Origin of the sequence: Zhurongbacter thermophilus (assembly GCF_026184435.1) — a bacterium.
Classification (GTDB): Bacteria; Coprothermobacterota; Coprothermobacteria; order Coprothermobacterales; family JAADFF01; genus JAADFF01.
Map to the genome: position 1 here is coordinate 1,286,375 of NZ_CP046447.1, position 17,329 is coordinate 1,303,703.

Genomic DNA, 17,329 nt, shown 5'->3' on the forward strand with positions numbered 1-17,329 from the left:
CATGTGAAAGCACTTGGGATTGTAAACACCACCACACCAATTACTACATAATGCAAATTTATATATGCAATTTGCATGTCTTTGCTATATAATGTTAAATAGAAAATCACCCTCTCCGAGTCTATACGACCCTCTGGGCCGTATAGACCGATAGGGCACGCCCGGCAACGGACGTACCTGCTGTTGCAAAGGGGAGGAATAAAGGGAGGGTGATATTTATGAACTACGGCGGATGGGCCGGAAAAATTCTTCGTGTCAATCTCACCACAGGAGAGATTTCTGTTGAGCCACTGAACATGAAGTGGGCCAAGGACTATGTTGGTGGCAGAGGACTTGCTACCAAATACTTCTTTGAAGAGGTACCCCACAATGTTGATCCTCTATCCCCAGAAAACAAGCTAATATTTGCCACAGGTCCCGCTACAGGTACTAACGCACCAACTGGTGGCCGTTATATGGTCGTCACCAGAGGTCCACTAACAGGTACCATTGCATCTTCTAACTCTGGTGGCTTCTTCGGTGCAGAGCTGAAGAAAGCCGGTTGGGACATGATTATCTTTGAGGGCAAGGCAGAAAAGCCCGTGTATCTCTACATCAACGACGATAAAGTCGAACTGAGAGATGCCTCTCATCTATGGGGTAAAGGCGTATCTGCAACAACACGCACCCTGAAAGAGGAAATTGGCGACGACAAGATAGAGGTTGCCGCCATAGGTCCCGCTGGTGAAAACCTCGTAAAATTTGCAGCCGTTGTCAATGACGAGCACCGTGCTGCCGGTCGTACCGGCGTAGGTGCCGTAATGGGTTCTAAGAACCTTAAAGCCGTTGTCGTCAGAGGACACGGCGATGTAAAGGTTGCAGATCCAGAGAAATTCAGAGATGCCCTTGTCAAATCTATGCAGAAGATTAAAGAGAATGGTATTACAGGTCAGGGTCTGCCAAACTATGGTACTGCCGTTCTCGTCAACATCATCAACAAGGCGGGTATCTTCCCCGTTAAGAACTTCCAGACAGGTGTATTTGAAAAAGCCGAAGAAATCTCCGGTGAAGCACTGGCAGAGAAGTACCTTGTTACCAACAAAGGTTGCTTCGCATGTCCTATTGCTTGTGGCCGTGTAACAAAGATTAACGGTGAAGAGGGAGAAGGTCCTGAGTATGAATCTATCTGGGCACTGGGTGCCGATTGTGGTATCGGAGACCTCAAAGCCATCGTAAAGGCCAACTATATATGCGATGATATGGGTCTTGATACCATTTCTGCCGGTGCAACCATAGCAGCAGCCATGGAAATGTATGAAAAGGGCATTATACCTAAAGAAGACATTGGCGAAGGTCCTGAGCTAAAGTTCGGAAATGCAGAGGCTTTACTCTACTGGCTCGAGAAATTGGCCAAGAGAGAGGGCTTTGGAGACAAGCTGGCAGAAGGTTCATACAGACTTGGTGAGATGTATGGACATCCCGAGTACTCCATGAGCGTGAAAAAGCAGGAGCTTCCTGCATATGACCCAAGAGGTGTTCAGGGTCATGCACTAGCATATGCCACCAACAACCGTGGTGGTTGTCACGTTAGAGCTTACCTCATATCCCCTGAGGTACTGGCCACTCCAGAGGCAATTGACAGATTTGCCCTTGAAGGCAAAGCCCAGTGGGTTAAGATATTCCAGGATCTCACAGGCTTTATAGACTCCTCCGGTTTGTGTCTGTTTACATCTTTCGCACTGGGTGCTGAAGACTACGCAGCACTTGTCAGTGCTATCACCGGTGTCGAGTACACAGCAGATAAAGCACTCGAGGTTGGAGAGAGAATATGGAATCTTGAGAGACTCTACAACCTTGATGTAGGCTTCACCAAAGAAGACGACACTCTTCCTAAGAGACTCCTTGAGGAGCCCATGCCCGAAGGTCCATCTAAAGGATGGGTTGCCAAAGTACCAGAACTTCTACCAGAGTACTATAAAGTCAGAGGATGGGACGAGGAAGGTCGTCCTACATTCGAGACACTACAGCGTTTGGGTATTATATAAAACATCAAAAGGGGGCCCCTGGCCCCCTTTTTCCATTCTATAAAAGGGTTGTGATAGGGTGATTGAAAAAGTCTTCAGAATATATACAGATAAATACGCAAGGGAAGAGGTATATAGGGAAGGAATAAAGAAAATTTCTGCTCCAATAAAAAAGCTTATTACAGGACATGATTTTATATACTATGAAAGGCCATTCATTAAAGCATTCAAGAAAACCCCTATTATTTATAAACAGGCTCTTGTTATACCTTCTTTATCTGTAAGAATCAGTAAATTGTACACTGAAGGGTTTAAACCTTACAACAATTATAATTTCTACATAGATATAGGCAAAGTAGAAAAACACGATGGCTATATACTCTTCAAAGACCTATTCCTTGACATCATAGAGTTCACAGACGGCAGCAAGATTATCGAAGACAAAGAAGAGCTGGAAGAGGCACTAAAAAGAGGTTGGATAACAGAAGATGAATACAACCATGCAAAGGCCATATGCCAGAACATATGGGAAGAGGTTAAAGACATTCCTGTGGAAGAGCTTGTAAAAAGATACATAGACACCAAACCCAAAGCACTATTTACACCACCAATAGAGAGGTAGTTAGCAATCATGTTCTATGATTTTCCACATACCCTTATCGTCATATAACCTGACATAATATGAAGTGGTAGCCAGCACAATCCACATGCCAAGGCTGTTTATAGAACCCCAAACACTATTTATTATTGCTAACAAGAGCATATCCAAACTAACACGAAGAGCGTAATCAAGTATTAACACAACGTAACTACAATCTTATAAACACATATTTTCATTATGCACAAATATATATATCTTGGCAAATCTCACAGAAGTAAAAAGTGAAAACAGACTATCTTTCTCGGTAGATGTCTTTTATATGCCTGTATAAAGCTAAATTCAGAGGTCAAAAAGCAAACAGGGGAGGCATAAACCTCCCCTGTTTGGTGAGCCCGGAGGGATTCGAACCCCCAACCTGTGGATCCGTAGTCCACTGCTCTATCCAGTTGAGCTACGGGCCCAGCAAAGGGTATTTTACCATAGATGCCCTATATAGTCAAGAATAGAACAATTTGATATAAACGTGATAACAAAAACGATTTCTTTTAACTACTCTTCTTCGCCCTCATCTTCATCTATATCCCAGTCGTCGTCTTCCTCCTCTTCCCATACGAGCTCTTCCTCTTCTTCATCGTCATCATCGTGAAAGATATTCTCTCTTATCCAATCATAAAAGCCCATAGATATCACTCCTCGGGCAGATTTTCATTCATTACCCTCAACCAGTTTTTATATGCTATCTTGGCAGCCACCTCTTCACCAAATGCCTCTATAAGGTGGTTACCAAGCAGCGGCATCATATCGGCACCATCAAGATTTTCAGGGTATTTAGATAAACCATCAAAATCTGAACCCAGTGCTACATGATCTTCACCCATAACCTTCATCATATGTTCAGCATGCCTGACAATATCGATAGGTGTTGCCTTATCTTCACACGTTAGGAACATGGGAGCAAAGTTGATGCCCACAACACCACCACGACGGGCAATCTCTTCCATAAACTCATCAGGCAGATTGCGGGGTATATCGCACAGACTACGGGCACAAGAATGGGTGGCAACAACAGTACCATCAAAGTGTTTAAAGACATCTTCTACTCCCTCATCGTTGAGGTGGCTAATATCAAGCACCCAACCAAGGTCCCCAATTATGGCCAGAGCCTCTTTGCCAAGAGTAGAAAGTCCTCTTCCTGTTTGGGGTTTGCCAAATAAACTGCCATCGGCAAAGGTGTTAATGCGGCTCCACACCAAAGATGCCATCCTCACACCAAGCATATGAAATACCCTGAGAAGTTCAGGATAACCATCAATGGGAATAAGCCCTTCAAATGCAAGCATAACATGGGGCTCTTCTGCATCCCCTGATGGCAAATCGTGTTTTGTAAATACCCTCTTTACCTCTTCAAGCCTATGAAACAGCTCTATCTGCCTCAGTGCCTGCTTTGTAGCATCTTCGCCACCACCAATATAGATGGCATATGTTTGAAAAATGACATTACCCTCTTTTAGTTTGGCAGGACTGGATACAAGGCTATCTATATCTCTTGTCTTGATGGCCTTACTGAGAAAGTCACTGTGGCCATCGGCAAACTTTAGCCCACCCATCTTAAAGCGCCTCCACAATACGTTTTGGCACACCCATCTTTTCAAGGTATGCCTTTCTCTCTTCACGCATTCTCTTTACCCAGTTCATATATATATCCATCTTACCCATCTTCTCAAAGAAGAGCTTGGGCTGTAGAATCTCAGCAGGCACTATCTTCAAAAGCTCGGCATTTTCAGGGGCATTTACATCAACAACATAATAGCCCATATCGGGGTCTTCAACCCATTTAATAGTGCCCCTAAACAGGTGTTCAAGCATGGCAGAAGAGTGGCGAATCTTTACCTTAAGGGCTTTACCCTCTTTCTCCGCCTTGGCATCACCACCAACATAACCTGTATTCATCATAAATGTAATGATGTCTGAAAATCTCTCAAGAAGCTCGGCAAATCTTTCAGCCTGCAGAGAGTCTTTCTCTGGGAAAAATGGATTGGTAAATGGTGAACGCACTTTGCCACGCTCTTTACCGGCAGCAGATGTCTTTGTTGTCTCGCCAAGCATAAAGTAGGCAGCAGCCTGATATGGGTCTTTAAACAGCACAATACCAGGAGTTGCTGCATCTTCACCCTCGTCTCTATTGAGAATGCCCATGAACTTCAGTGGGGGAATATCTTTAAGACCATAGGCATCAGGTATAAGGTTCATGGGGATAACAGACCTGCCGTTCTGAGTCCAGACGACAAAGTCCCAGCCATCTTCGGGCACACCATATTCATTCACAACATCTTCGGCCTTTACCCTACCCTCAATATAGGCATCAACATTTTCTGCAGGGTTACCTGTCATAATGAAGATATCTCTATATCTCTTTACATCTTCTGGTGAGAGAATTGTTTTAGAAAAGTCATATGTGCCATCTTCATTTATGTACACATTTTCTACCCATGCATCAGGATGTACAGTGCCATTGTAGATAATGGGCTCATTTTCTGGATTCAGTCCAAATGTCTTTGCAAAACAACCATTCTCCGTAATACCTATTCTGCCATCAGACCACAACACTATCATATCGTCCTGTATAGGCTTTGTCACATCACCCTGCTTGGAGAATGTCGTTGTGGTCTTACCTGTACCAGAAAGACCCAATATGGCAACTGTATAAAGTTCATCTCCTACCTGAACGGCCTTGGCACCGGCGTGGAACACAAGACCTCCCTTGCGGTATACATATTCATTGAGCATTCTCAGAGCACCTTTTTTGCTCTCGCCAAAATAGTCAGAACCTATAACATATGTCACAAAGTTGTCAAGGTCTACAAACACACCCATCTGACCGGGTAGCTCATCGATAAGAAGACCGGGGGTCATAACAAGGGTAAAGGTAGGGTTAAACGGCTTTTTTAGGCTCTCTTCATCTTCTACCATCTCACGTGGCACAGCTAAAATCTGCTGCATAGCGGCAATGTTGGCACCATCGGGTGTGTATATCCACCTTACAGGCACAGCCCTATCATCGGCACCAATATAGCCATCTATGAATATAACCTTGCCCTGTTTTCTTATATAGTCTTTCTGCATGTCAATATACCTCTGTGCTTCTTCTCTTGGCATAACATTTCCAGAATATTTTTCCTTATCGGCATATGGGGCAAGCACATAGGTGTACTTTGCCATGCGGGCTTTCCTCATGGTAATACGGTCAAGGTTACCATAAGCAGACTTCAAAACTGTGGGAATCTCTGAGGCCATCTGTCTCAACTCTTCTTGAGAAGGATTGACTATCACCTCTACATCATCAAAATTCATATCAAACATCTCCCCTGCACCTCCGCACAAAATATATAAATAAAAATACAATAGGTATAGTACTACAAAAAGTGAATTTAGGCATCAAATTTTAGAAGGAGTTAAGACATTCCCTTTAGTACCTTATCTATCTTCTTACCTGCATTAAATGCCTCCCTGAGGGTATCTATAACACCATATATCTCAGGAACAACCTGTCCAAGCATAACAACATATACAAACAACGTACCGAGCACCGCAGCAGACATCGAAGAAGCCCCTACATAGATAGCATATATGGCAAACATAAGATAGGCAATATGGCTAACAAGTGTGCCAACAAAGAAATCAAGAATTAAAAGCCTTTTATATCTATCAAAAAGAGAATACACGATATGGCGTATACCTAGCCTTTCCTTTTCCAGTATTCCTAGTAGATGGATATCCTCTTTGCCGTCAAGGGTATCAGCCAGATACTCTTTTTTCTTTCTTCTCTCATCGTCTATTTCATAGTCTTTCTTCGTATACCAAGCTGTTTCCCATACAAGATAAAGCATAGTAAAGAGAGCATATACCCCGGCAGCTATTGCCACCTTATGAGACAGGCTCCACATGGCAAAGATAATAAAGAAAATACGTACAAAATACACAAATCCCCAACTGGCCTCTGTGTTAATCACAGAGACAAATTCATAAACATCTGATACACAAACCGATGCCATCTCACCTGGCAGGCCTTTCCCACTCTTCACGGCACTCATCAGTACCATTGGAGAAAGATATCGGATAATAATAGCCTTGACATAGGTAGAAAGATACGTTGCAATTTCAGAGATCAAAGCGCCAGCAAGAAGCATACCAGCCATAATAAGAGCTGCAACAATACCCTCTCGGCTCAGCTGATGAGAAAGTACATCTTCCATCTTCTTAAAACCAAGTACCCACAACATTTGGCCAGTTATAGCCAAAAGAGAAAGAAGCAGAACATGTGGAATAAACCTCATCATCTTACGGAGAAGCATTGTCTTCTACCTCCATAAGCATACGACAGCCACCTACGATATCGGCAAAATAATCTATATCCTCTGCCATTGAAACAAGTGCACTCGTTGCCGTTTGGGAAAGCCAGTAAAACATCAGTGCCATGCCCGGACGTGAGAGAAGAACCATGCCTACAAACATTAGAGCTCTACCCATTACCATGCCCACCTTATTTTCAAGGGCAGATAGCAATCTCACCCTTGCAAACACGAGCATACTTTCTGTAAAATCCTTTACACCACTACTGAACCACTTTACATATCTGTTTGTACCCAATAGGAGTATATCCTCTCTACCTACAAGAATATCCCTTGCCATACCTTCGGCATAAGCCCTTTTTTCACGAACGGATTTAGATATATCTCCCATGTGAGAGGTATGCCTCATAACAAACAGTGATATAGCACCAGATAGTAAAGCACCAATACCTATCAATGGTGCTTTCCAAAGAACAAACAGCATTACAAGAAAAGCTATAGATATTCTCATAAAGGAAAAACCAAAATATGTCCACAATGACAAACTACATTCATGGCCACTGGAAAAGGCGCTATCCACAACCTCACCAGAAGACTTGACACTACGATGTAAATCCACAAGGTATCTTTCTATATACGATGCCACCATTCTCATACGACCACGATACATAAGGTCAGTAAACAGCACAAACACAGCACCACCAAAAACCACATCTGATGTTTGAAGGGCAACATATAGGTGAACATACCTCATAAGAAGTGAATCCACCACCAAGCCAAATGCCACAGGTATGGCATATAACATGGCAATATGAAAAATATATATAATCACACCTATGGCAAAGACTTTTCTCTCCCTAGTGGTTAAAAAGCTCCATGCCGCTTGTAGCGTAGAAAAATAATCGCGAAAGAATTTATTCATCGCCAAAACTTCTCTGTCATCTGTTTCTCTGCAGATATATACTTTTTCAGCAGACTATCTTTTTCATGTTCTTCAAGCTTACCCACCTTGGTAATCTTGCCATTTTCCAATGTGGCAAATATATCGGCCATAGCAAGAATAGACAAACGATGGGACACAACAATCAGCGTCTTATCTTTGGCAAATGCCTTTATCCTATCCACGACCTCCTTTTCAGACTCTTTGTCTACCCCCTCTAGGGGCTCATCAAGGATAAGCACCTGAGGATTTCTCAGCACTCCACGGGCAAGCAGTAAACGGCTTTTTTCTCCACCTGATGGCTGAAAGTCTTCATATGCCACCTTATCGATACCGCCCCACTGAAGCACCCTCTCCCACATACCAACAAATTTTAGAGCATACTCGATATCCCCTTCGGTGGCATCCTCCTTAGCCATGAGAAGATTTTCTCTAATACTTCTCCGAAATAGATGACTTCTTTGGGATAACATAAACGATATACCTCTCCACTCATTAAGGATACTTCGAAGTGGCATGTCGTTGATAATCACGCTACCTGAGAGGGGTTCCACAAGTCCCATAAGAACCCTGAGCAGTGTTGATTTACCCTCACCAGAAGGGCCAAGCAACGCTATCTTATCACCTGCATTTATACGCAGTGTCACACCATCAAGGATTACCCTCTCATGAAATCTCACCTTGATATTGTTTAACAAAGCATATATAAAGTTCACATAGCATCACCAAGGCTGATTATAACATATCTAAAACATGGGATGATATTATAAAAATATGGAAGGCAGAAAAAATGGTTTTACTTTAATAGAGTTGCTTGTCGTTATTATCATCTTAGGTATACTTGTTGCTATTGCTATTCCTCTATACGCAGATGCTATAGAACAAGGAAAAAGTACCACCAGACTTGCCAACCTTAAGAGCATTCAGAAGCTCATAGAAGTTAAACATCCTAAACCAGCAGAGGACACATGGCAAAGTTATATTGAAAGCGACATAGGAAATACACCTGTGTGTCCTTACACTGGACAACCATTTCAAATGCTGACAGGTACACTGGATGTTACAAATCCTGAGAATATATGCAAAGTTGCCTACCACAAAATAGATGACATGAAATATATACTTACCTCCTATCATTTCATAGCCGGATGGTATGAAAGAACTCCTGTTATCATTAAAACGATTAACTACAGGCATGGTTGTTCAGATGAATCAGTAATTATAGAAAATTATGGAAGCCAATCCATAAATATAGGTGGCTGGACCCTTAGTGATACTCTTGGAAGCTATAGATATACATTTACATTTTCAACCAACACTATAATTGCCCCCTTTTCACAGATAAAAGTACCTAGTAACCCCAAATATCAAGATATAGGTCATTGGAACAGAGGTTGCACCGGTGGTATTTGGAACGACACAGGAGATACTGCTGTGTTGAAAAATGCCAAGGGCGACATAATAGATACCTATACCTACCCTTAGAACTCAATAAATTAAAATAATTCCCATAAATTGGGGTATCATGAAAACATGAAGAAATATGAGCGGGGTTTCACATTGATAGAATTGGTGGTTGTTATCATCATACTTGGCATACTTATTGCTGTAGCCATACCTCTCTATACCGATGCTATAAGTGCCAGTAAAAAAACTGTCAGATTAGCCAACCTTAAAGCAATACAAAAAGAAATAGAAGTCAAATACCCTAAACCCGAAGAAAATCAGTGGGTTAGCTATATAGAAAAAGAAATAGGAAATATTCCTCTTTGCCCCTACTCTGGTAAACCATTCGAAATGCTAACAGGAACACTGGATATTAGCGATCCAGAAAATATATGCAAAGTGGCGTACCACAAGATAAACGACCAAGAATATACTTTGACGTCCTACAATTTCTGGGTTGGATTATTGAAAAGGGTTCCAATATACATCTCTCACATAGCTTATGTAGGACCATGTAAAGATGAATATATCACAATACGAAACTATGGCGAAAACGATGTAAGTTTAAACCGCTGGAAAATAAGCAATTCCCAAGGAGCTAGCTTCATCTTCCGTAAAAATACTGTCCTTCCTGCTTTTTCCTCGATGTCAATCCCTAGCTACCCTAGAGTTTACAGACCTATAGGGTGGTGGAGACAAGCAGATTGGAATGCAGCCTGCAACTCAAATAATCCCAATGGCATATGGAAAGACAGCGGAGATACTGGCACATTATACGACAATAGCGGAAACATTATAGACATATATTCTTATTAGTATAGTCGTAATAGACAATGGTAAAGTTGTGGCAGAGGGAACACATGAAGAGCTTATAAACAGCTGTGACATCTACAGAAACCTTATTCAAAACCAGATTATGAAAGACTAACTAATAAAAAAGGGCTCCCTATCGGGAGCCCTTAATATCTATACAGAGATAATGCTTACTGTTTGTTTTGAAGATACTCGTCAATGGCAAGGGCTGCTTTTCTACCATCACCCATTGCCAATATAACAGTTGCCTCACCGCGAATAGCGTCTCCACCGGCAAAGACACCGGGAATGGATGTCATGAGGTTCTCATCAACAACGATGGTGCCCCTCTTATCAACTTCTAGGCCAGGTGTTGTCTGGAAGATAATCTTACCGGCTGTCTTACCAATGGCAATAACGACAGTATCGGCCTCAAGCTCTACATACTCACCGGTACCGCGAATCTTTCTCTTACCGCGGGAGTCTCTCTCATCAAGGGCCTCCATCTTCTCAAACTTCACCTTGACAACACGACCTTTTTCATCACCAATAAACTCAACAGGGTTAAGGAGAAGCTCAAAGTGGATACCCTCTTCTCTGGCGTGATGTACCTCTTCTTCTCTTGCAGAGATATCCTCTTCACCACGACGATATGTAATATACACATCGGCACCCAGTCTTCTGGCTGTTCTGGCTGCATCCATGGCTGTATTACCAGCACCGATAATAACAACCTTCTTACCTACATGAACAGGGGTATCGTATTCTGGGAACTTGTAGGCCTTCATAAGGTTGACACGGGTCAGGAACTCATTGGCAGTGTAGACACCACCAAGGTTGACACCGGGTATATTCAGCAGCCTTGGAGTACCGGCACCACTTGCTATAAACACGGCATCGTACTCCTCCATAAGCTCAGGAATGGTAACAGTACGACCGACTACATAGTTGAGCTTAAACTCAACACCCATTCTCTTCAGCTTCTCCACCTCATGCTCAACAAGGTCGTTGGGCAAACGGAACTCAGGAATACCGTAGACAAGAACACCACCCACTTCGTGAAGTGCCTCAAATACAGTAACCTGATAACCCTTCTTGGCAAGCTCAGATGCAGCTGTAAGACCGGCAGGACCACTACCAATAATGGCAACCTTCTGGTCCTTCTTCTCTATGCTCTGAATCATCTCTTCAAGAAGCTCTTCCTCTATACCGGTCTTGCGGGCATAGTCGGCAACAAATCTCTCAAGCTTACCAATGTTGATCTTGTCACCAATCTTACCCATAACACAGTCTTTTTCACACTGGTCTTCCTGAGGACATACACGACCTGTGATAGCGGGCAGTGTGTTGTTCATCCATATGATACGAAGGGCTTCTTTGATATTGCCCTCCTCAACCTGCTTGATAAATAGAGGTATCTTGATGTGTACAGGACAACCCTTAATACAGGGGGCATACTCTTCAGGACACTTTACACATCTGAATGCCTCCTGCTGTGCACTGTCAAGGTCATATCCATAGTTAACCTCTAAGAAGTTATGTATTCTCTCCTCCGGAGCCTGCTCCGGGGTGGGTATTCTCTTTAGTTTCTTAGGATCAATTCCCATTACTGAGCACCCCCCTGAATAGATTCCAAATAGAGCTTCATAGAGAACTGCTCTTTATCAAGGTAGAAGTTATTTCTGCTGATAAGCTCCTCAAAGTCCACCTTATAAGCATCAAATGATGGACCATCTACACAGGCAAACTTAACCTCTCCACCAACAGTTACACGGCAGGCACCGCACATACCTGTTCCATCTACCATGATAGGATGCAGATCAACCTCCATCTCCACTCCGTACTCTTTAACAACATTAAATACGGCATACTGAACCTCTGTTGGACCAACAATAAATACCATGTCTGGCTTATCTTCCTCCATAATTTTCTTGACAGAATCAACCGCGTGAACCCCTAAATCAGGAATCCATGTCTCTGTCATAGGATAGGCATCGATGATATGTTTGTCAGAGAAAGACTCAAACTCTTCCTGCATAAACAGCAGTGGCTCAGGGGTAACATGAAGGGTAATCAGTGTATTCCCTTCTTCTTTCCACATCTTTGCAATGGGATAAACCTCAACAAGGCCTGTCATAATACCTATGGCAAGAATCTTTTTGCCACTAAAATGCTCTGCAGGATTACCCAAAGGACCGGCGATATCAAGCAGATATCCGCCCTCTTGCAGTTCTACTTCCATTCTCTTGGTGGTTTTACCTCTTGTAAGAACAATGAGGTCTACCCAACCCTCTTCTTTACTCCATCTGACAGGAGTAACAGGAATGCGCTCACCATTCTCAAATGCTCTGATAATGACGAACTGTCCAGGCTGAACCTTCTCAGCCACATGAGGGGCCTCTACCTTATACAGGGTCTGATTAACGGTCAGCCCCTTCTTCTCAAGAATTTTATACACCCTCTACACCTCCCAAGGCTTTTTCACATATTTACTCTTTTCCAAACAAAGGGTCTATCTAATAAACTTTTGAGTATTATACACGACAATTGTGAAAATAGGCACATTTATGTAGTGCATACTCTTTTGCTTTATGCACTGATATTTTCGCACCATATCTATCATCATATTTACTGAGCTAAAATATATTAAAAGACATAAAAGGTGGTGAAAAGCATGGATAAATACCCCATATTCATCATGCACGGTGTACCCAGAGATAAATTATCTGAAGTTATGCAGGCTGTTCGCTCAGTGCTCGGTAAGGATGTCATCTTTAGCATAACAACAGAAACCAATCTACAGTGGAAAGTTCATGATTTAATAGAAGAGTTAATTTCAGAACATGAGCACATGAAAAAGTTTAGAAGCAAAAATGACGATGAAAATTAAACTGGCAGACACAAGCAAATTAAACTTGGGCATTGCCGGTATATCCATGCTCCCATTCTTGTATATAGCCTCGATGGCCCACCGGTGGAGCGCCGAGAGCGATGTGCCAACATATATCCTCAAAAATATACACAATGTCATGCTATGGGGTTTAGGATTTTATATATTCCTCATTGTGGTAAAGGCTATATACGAAAGAGGCATACCACTACGCTCTGTCATCATAGCCGGTAGTATAGCATTTATCTACAAATTTACAGGCAACACTATGCTTGCATGGATACCGGCATTTATTATTGTTCTCTACGACATTGAGCTTATTATGACAGGTGAAGGCAAAAACATTGTGTCATTCTCGGTTGTAGGTAGTGTGATACTGACATTTGCAGTATATGCAACAACAGAAATTGTTAGATATGAAATGATAGGTATAGGTGGAACGATACTTCTACTTTCTGAGCTATTGCTATCTCCACCAATGCAAAGCGTTCCTAAGGTGAAAAACGCACAAGCTATAGATTTTATAAGGAAACTCGTTAGTAAGGAAGTGCTGGCGGTGTTCCTTCCTTTTATTCCACTAATGTTCATATATGAAATATCTAAAGGATTCCAGGCTCCTGTGGAGTTTCTCAATATTACTATATATGCGTATACAGCAGTCATCATTATCTATACGATCACCTTTATTTACAGCATAACAAGATACTGTCCACTTTGTGGTTTTTACAGTATTATAGGTACGTTGCTTTATATATTCGCATGGTATTACAAGGTTCTACTTAACGGACATTCGCTTGTCGCATTTGGAGTAGGAGTATTAGGCATTAGCCTATTACATATAGGACTGTCGTTTTTCGCAGAGGTAACAACCCGCATAGTTATAGCCGGTATTGATATCATTGCCATAGGTCTACTCATACTGGCAGGAAGGTTCATGCTCTTTGCAGGTGATTTTATGAATAACCTACTACAGCAAATGCCCATTGAAACAATATTTATTACAGGAATCTCTGATATAGTAGGTATAGGAATGGTGCTTTCGGGCTTAAACACCATTAGGGAAAAACTTGCCGAGTGGAGGCGATAAGCATGGAGGAAAAGAAAAAAGAAGAAAAACCCAGAGAGAAACGCTTTCGTATCTCTTGGTTTAACTACACATGGCACATACTGCTGGCCCTGTGGCTTCTGTTCTTGGGAATATATCCCAATGAAGCTTTAAGGCAGTATGGTCTTATCTCAACAGCCATATTTATCATACTCATTGTTATTATTGCCCGTATAAGGTTAGAGGTTATTATAAAAGATGATAAGCTTGTTATCGTTGAGGGTATCATATCCAAACATGTTAGAGAAGTGTTTCTCCGAGACATTCGCACCATAGATATCAGGCAAAATATCATAGAACGCATATTTGGTTTCGGCGATGTCATGATCGCCACATCGGCTACATCTGGTTATGAAATCATCTTAGAAAACATAGGTGCTCCTTATAAACTCAAACAGGAAATAGAAAAGGCTAGGGCTAAAATGGCTCAGAGGGATTAATTTCCCTCTGAGCCATATACAACTTCAGAAGGCTTTTCCTTACCAATAAGGTATGAAAACTCTTCCGCTACATCGCCAAGAGTTAATGATTCTAATTTCTTTACATCTTTGACTGGATCCCATAAACTCCCATTAAATGCCACATTCATAAGATGTGCAAGAGCTGTGCTATACATACTATCTGAAGACATCATTGTAGATCCAATAACATAGGTCTTTACCCGGTCAAATTCCTCCTCGGATATTTCACCGTTTTTCAAGCGGGATACCTCTTTCTGCCAGATTTCTTTTACATTACTAAGTACACCGGGCATAATATCCATATACCACACAAGGCTCGTACCTGCAACAGATCCCGACACAGTAGCACCTATAGAATAGGCCCATCCCTTTTTATCTCTAATTTCTTGCACAAGATGAGAAAACGATGTGCCACCTAAAATGGCAGAGATAAGAGATATGTGATATTTCTTCTCTCGCCACTGCTCGGTTCTGTAAGGATATAGCTCTATACCAACCCTATAATATGTCTGATTGGTATCCTGCTTTTTATATATCTGCTCAGACACAAACTTAGCCATATCAACATCAGACCAAGGAGCTTTTTTCTCTTGATACCACCAAGAAGGCATATCCATATGTCTAATATATGCCTTTATATCCTCATATGGAACACTGCCAATTGTGGTGAAATATATTGGATACTGGAAAAACTTTTCTTTCCAAAAAGACACAAGTCCTTCACGGGAGATACTCTTTACAACATTAGGAAACCCTATAACATCGTATCCCAACCTATGTTCTCCCCACATCGCTTTTTGGAACAAGACAGCGGCCTTTTCGGAGGGATCATCATCTATCATGGCCATCTCTCTTAAGACAACTTCTTTCTCTACCTCCAGATCCTCTTCTCTAAATAGAGGGAAAAATGCCAGTTCAAATAGCAGCTGCAGTGATAGTTGCCACTTCGTTGTGGGCATCTGCACCAAAAACACCATGTAATCATAGGTTGTATAGGCATTAATACGCCCACCACTACCCTCTGCAGCCATCATAATAGCCCTAGCATCGGGGAAACTTTTAGTACCTCTAAACACCATATGCTCTATGAGATGTGCCAGGCCTTCCCTTCCCTTATCTTCCGCTAAAGCCCCCACAGGTACAAGAAGGGCAGACACCTGGGTAAGTGTATCCCTCTCCTCATAGGAAACAACAAAGCCGTCTATGATTTCCTCAAGTATGTGATTTCTCTTGGGAAAGACTACCACTCCCGGCTCACCTCTTCTTTGGATATGAGTTTGACATAATCGGGAGATATACGCTTATTTGTAGGAACCTCAACAACCTCATACTCAAGTAGCCATCGCCCTAATCTCACCTTTATCTTATCTCCTACCTTTACACGATAAGAAGGCTTGGCAACCTTTCCATTTACCCACACAAGCCCTTCACGGCATAATGCCTCTGCTAAGGTTCTCCTTTTGACAATTCGAGACAGTTGCATAAATTTATCCAGTCTCATTTTTCTTTACCTCCTGATACAACTTTTCCATTTCATCAAGTGTCATATCTCTTAGATCAAGCCCTCGTTCTTCTGCTAACTTCTTCATAGCTCTAAAACGTCTACGGAACTTTTCTGTAGTATAACTGAGAGCACCTTCAGGGTCAATACCTGCCAGCCTTGCAAGGTTAACGGCAACAAACAAGAGGTCTCCTATTTCCTCTCTAAGATTTTTTCTGTCGTTTTTCTTTATGGCTTCCCATACCTCTCTAACCTCTTCTTCTACCTTATCCATAACCTCTTCAAGACGTGTCCAGTCAAATCCATATTGGGCCGCTTCATCTTGAACCCTAAATGCCCATATAAGGGCAGAAGGACGGGGCTTTTTCTTTTCCTCACCTTTCTTCTCCTTCTTTTTCCATTTCTCCCACTTAGAGAGGACAGCAGCTGCATCGTCGCTCTCTTCAAGGGCAAACACATGAGGGTGGCGACCTATCATCTTGTATGTTTCCTTTTTAATAACCTCCACCATGTCAAATTGTTTTTTCTCTTCGGCAATAGTTACATGAAGAAGCAGATGTAGAAGAATATCTCCTACTTCACCGGCATATTCATCTATATCACCCTCCGCAATAGCATTCATAAGCTCAATAAGCTCTTCTTGAGAGAGTGCCACAAGCATCTGAGGCGTTAGCTTTCTATCCCATGGACATTCTTTCCTAAGAATATGCACAATACTGCGTATACGTAGATACCAATATGGTTCTGGGGCATCATTCCAAAACTCTTCAACTTCAATCTTTCTAACAAACTCTTCCTGTGCTGGCGTCTCTATACTACCGGGTCTTTTTTTTCTCACTTCCATTATTGCCCTCTCACCTGTATACCCAAGACTCTTTAGATAAAAGGCAAGCATTGTTCCTGTACGTCCCACACCTGCACCACAGTGCACAAGCACAGGAGCTCCCTGAGAACGTTTGCGCCATACAAATTCAAGAAACTCCCATACCTGATATTCCTCAGGCACAGACATATCCTTTATGGGTAGATGGAGATAATTGCGTGGTGACATTCCCATCTGAGAAAGGGCATAACTATCCAGTGGCTTCTCAGTCAAAGAAACAATGGCTTTTATGCCCTGCTGTTTGATGTATTCCCAATGACTGGGAAGAGATGGCTTGGCACTACCGGCTATCACACCATCCTCCAACCATGAAAAGTTTAGTAAATCTATATCAAATTTATTCATCTATATTCACCTC

Annotated in this window: 19 protein-coding genes and 1 tRNA gene; 7 read left to right on the top strand and 13 right to left on the bottom strand. The window is 42.2% G+C overall.

Annotated elements, in window-relative coordinates; translation table 11 throughout:
- Nucleotides 1-218 precede the first annotated feature (218 nt).
- A complete protein-coding gene (locus tag GM182_RS06475) occupies nucleotides 219-2,024 on the top strand; it encodes an aldehyde ferredoxin oxidoreductase family protein (RefSeq protein ID WP_449186292.1) in 1,806 nt (601 codons plus the stop codon).
- 58 nt (nucleotides 2,025-2,082) lie between these two features.
- Nucleotides 2,083-2,625 (top strand): DUF402 domain-containing protein, encoded by a 543-nt coding sequence (locus tag GM182_RS06480; RefSeq protein ID WP_449186293.1) that lies wholly within the window; start codon nucleotides 2,083-2,085, stop codon nucleotides 2,623-2,625.
- Here GM182_RS06480 and GM182_RS06485 read toward each other — a convergent pair whose 3' ends face one another.
- The 8 genes from GM182_RS06485 to GM182_RS06520 all read right to left on the bottom strand — a co-directional run bounded on the left by GM182_RS06485 (nucleotide 2,626) and on the right by GM182_RS06520 (nucleotide 8,609).
- A complete protein-coding gene (locus tag GM182_RS06485) occupies nucleotides 2,626-2,805 on the bottom strand; it encodes a hypothetical protein (protein ID WP_449186294.1) in 180 nt (59 codons plus the stop codon). It abuts the gene before it with no gap.
- A 183-nt stretch (nucleotides 2,806-2,988) separates the two neighbouring features.
- Nucleotides 2,989-3,065: transfer RNA gene (locus GM182_RS06490), tRNA-Arg, on the bottom strand.
- Nucleotides 3,066-3,153: 88 nt separating this feature from the next.
- Nucleotides 3,154-3,285 (bottom strand): hypothetical protein, encoded by a 132-nt coding sequence (locus GM182_RS06495; RefSeq protein ID WP_449186295.1) that lies wholly within the window; start codon nucleotides 3,283-3,285, stop codon nucleotides 3,154-3,156.
- 5 nt (nucleotides 3,286-3,290) lie between these two features.
- Entirely contained in the window at nucleotides 3,291-4,211 is a 921-nt protein-coding gene (locus tag GM182_RS06500) for a dipeptidase (protein ID WP_449186296.1), read from the bottom strand.
- 1 nt (nucleotide 4,212) lies between these two features.
- On the bottom strand, nucleotides 4,213-5,964 hold the full coding sequence (locus tag GM182_RS06505) for a phosphoenolpyruvate carboxykinase (ATP) (RefSeq protein ID WP_449186297.1): 1,752 nt from the start codon (nucleotides 5,962-5,964) through the stop codon (nucleotides 4,213-4,215).
- 92 nt (nucleotides 5,965-6,056) lie between these two features.
- Nucleotides 6,057-6,956 (bottom strand): hypothetical protein, encoded by a 900-nt coding sequence (locus GM182_RS06510; RefSeq protein WP_449186298.1) that lies wholly within the window; start codon nucleotides 6,954-6,956, stop codon nucleotides 6,057-6,059.
- Nucleotides 6,943-7,875 (bottom strand): ABC transporter ATP-binding protein, encoded by a 933-nt coding sequence (locus GM182_RS06515; protein WP_449186299.1) that lies wholly within the window; start codon nucleotides 7,873-7,875, stop codon nucleotides 6,943-6,945. The genes GM182_RS06510 and GM182_RS06515 overlap by 14 nt, the downstream gene beginning before the upstream one ends.
- Nucleotides 7,872-8,609 carry an ATP-binding cassette domain-containing protein gene (locus GM182_RS06520; RefSeq protein ID WP_449186300.1) on the bottom strand — a complete coding sequence of 246 codons (738 nt, stop codon included), beginning with the start codon at nucleotides 8,607-8,609 and terminating at the stop codon, nucleotides 7,872-7,874. Before GM182_RS06520 ends, GM182_RS06515 begins: the two co-directional genes overlap by 4 nt.
- A gap of 58 nt (nucleotides 8,610-8,667) precedes the next feature.
- On the opposite strand from GM182_RS06520, the gene GM182_RS06525 reads away from it, so the two are divergent.
- Nucleotides 8,668-9,378, top strand: coding sequence for a lamin tail domain-containing protein (locus tag GM182_RS06525; protein WP_449186301.1), 711 nt, complete (start codon nucleotides 8,668-8,670; stop codon nucleotides 9,376-9,378).
- A 48-nt stretch (nucleotides 9,379-9,426) separates the two neighbouring features.
- Nucleotides 9,427-10,155 carry a lamin tail domain-containing protein gene (locus GM182_RS06530; RefSeq protein WP_449186302.1) on the top strand — a complete coding sequence of 243 codons (729 nt, stop codon included), beginning with the start codon at nucleotides 9,427-9,429 and terminating at the stop codon, nucleotides 10,153-10,155.
- Between the two features lie 167 nt (nucleotides 10,156-10,322).
- On the opposite strand, the gene gltA is transcribed toward GM182_RS06530, so the two are convergent.
- Nucleotides 10,323-11,738, bottom strand: coding sequence for an NADPH-dependent glutamate synthase (gltA, locus tag GM182_RS06535; RefSeq protein ID WP_449186303.1), 1,416 nt, complete (start codon nucleotides 11,736-11,738; stop codon nucleotides 10,323-10,325).
- Nucleotides 11,738-12,589: a sulfide/dihydroorotate dehydrogenase-like FAD/NAD-binding protein gene (locus tag GM182_RS06540; protein ID WP_449186304.1), complete on the bottom strand. Its 852-nt coding sequence runs from the start codon at nucleotides 12,587-12,589 to the stop codon at nucleotides 11,738-11,740. Before GM182_RS06540 ends, gltA begins: the two co-directional genes overlap by 1 nt.
- Nucleotides 12,590-12,805: 216 nt before the next feature.
- Here GM182_RS06540 and GM182_RS06545 point away from each other — a divergent pair, with 216 nt between their 5' ends.
- From GM182_RS06545 to GM182_RS06555, 3 genes are read left to right on the top strand one after another with little or no spacing between them, the layout of a single operon-like run.
- Nucleotides 12,806-13,021, top strand: a complete 216-nt coding sequence (locus GM182_RS06545) for a DUF3783 domain-containing protein (RefSeq protein WP_449186305.1) — start codon at nucleotides 12,806-12,808, stop codon at nucleotides 13,019-13,021.
- Entirely contained in the window at nucleotides 13,011-14,108 is a 1,098-nt protein-coding gene (locus GM182_RS06550; protein ID WP_449186306.1) for a hypothetical protein, read from the top strand. Before GM182_RS06545 ends, GM182_RS06550 begins: the two co-directional genes overlap by 11 nt.
- Before the next feature lie 2 nt (nucleotides 14,109-14,110).
- Entirely contained in the window at nucleotides 14,111-14,566 is a 456-nt protein-coding gene (locus GM182_RS06555) for a PH domain-containing protein (RefSeq protein ID WP_449186307.1), read from the top strand.
- Here the strand turns inward: GM182_RS06555 and GM182_RS06560 are convergent.
- The 3 genes from GM182_RS06560 to mazG are packed head-to-tail and all read right to left on the bottom strand — an operon-like array spanning nucleotide 14,563 to nucleotide 17,316.
- A complete protein-coding gene (locus tag GM182_RS06560) occupies nucleotides 14,563-15,834 on the bottom strand; it encodes a M16 family metallopeptidase (protein ID WP_449186308.1) in 1,272 nt (423 codons plus the stop codon). The two genes, GM182_RS06555 and GM182_RS06560, sit on opposite strands and share 4 nt — an antisense overlap.
- Complete coding sequence (locus GM182_RS06565) at nucleotides 15,828-16,088, bottom strand: RNA-binding S4 domain-containing protein (RefSeq protein WP_449186309.1); 261 nt, start codon at nucleotides 16,086-16,088, stop codon at nucleotides 15,828-15,830. The genes GM182_RS06560 and GM182_RS06565 overlap by 7 nt, the downstream gene beginning before the upstream one ends.
- Nucleotides 16,075-17,316: a nucleoside triphosphate pyrophosphohydrolase gene (mazG, locus tag GM182_RS06570; protein ID WP_449186310.1), complete on the bottom strand. Its 1,242-nt coding sequence runs from the start codon at nucleotides 17,314-17,316 to the stop codon at nucleotides 16,075-16,077. The genes GM182_RS06565 and mazG overlap by 14 nt, the downstream gene beginning before the upstream one ends.
- Between the last annotated feature and the right edge of the window lie 13 nt (nucleotides 17,317-17,329).

Bases quoted from the DNA above. Each gene is read 5' to 3' on its own strand.
- GM182_RS06475 (WP_449186292.1), top strand. From the start codon at position 219: ATGAACTACGGCGGATGGGCCGGAAAAATTCTTCGTGTCAATCTCACC.
- GM182_RS06495 (WP_449186295.1), bottom strand. From the start codon at position 3,285: ATGGGCTTTTATGATTGGATAAGAGAGAATATCTTTCACGATGATGAC.
- GM182_RS06500 (WP_449186296.1), bottom strand. From the start codon at position 4,211: ATGGGTGGGCTAAAGTTTGCCGATGGCCACAGTGACTTTCTCAGTAAG.
- GM182_RS06505 (WP_449186297.1), bottom strand. From the start codon at position 5,964: ATGTTTGATATGAATTTTGATGATGTAGAGGTGATAGTCAATCCTTCT.
- GM182_RS06510 (WP_449186298.1), bottom strand. From the start codon at position 6,956: ATGCTTCTCCGTAAGATGATGAGGTTTATTCCACATGTTCTGCTTCTT.
- GM182_RS06515 (WP_449186299.1), bottom strand. From the start codon at position 7,875: ATGAATAAATTCTTTCGCGATTATTTTTCTACGCTACAAGCGGCATGG.
- GM182_RS06525 (WP_449186301.1), top strand. From the start codon at position 8,668: ATGGAAGGCAGAAAAAATGGTTTTACTTTAATAGAGTTGCTTGTCGTT.
- GM182_RS06530 (WP_449186302.1), top strand. From the start codon at position 9,427: ATGAAGAAATATGAGCGGGGTTTCACATTGATAGAATTGGTGGTTGTT.
- gltA (WP_449186303.1), bottom strand. From the start codon at position 11,738: ATGGGAATTGATCCTAAGAAACTAAAGAGAATACCCACCCCGGAGCAG.
- GM182_RS06545 (WP_449186305.1), top strand. From the start codon at position 12,806: ATGGATAAATACCCCATATTCATCATGCACGGTGTACCCAGAGATAAA.
- GM182_RS06550 (WP_449186306.1), top strand. From the start codon at position 13,011: ATGAAAATTAAACTGGCAGACACAAGCAAATTAAACTTGGGCATTGCC.
- GM182_RS06555 (WP_449186307.1), top strand. From the start codon at position 14,111: ATGGAGGAAAAGAAAAAAGAAGAAAAACCCAGAGAGAAACGCTTTCGT.
- GM182_RS06565 (WP_449186309.1), bottom strand. From the start codon at position 16,088: ATGAGACTGGATAAATTTATGCAACTGTCTCGAATTGTCAAAAGGAGA.
- mazG (WP_449186310.1), bottom strand. From the start codon at position 17,316: ATGAATAAATTTGATATAGATTTACTAAACTTTTCATGGTTGGAGGAT.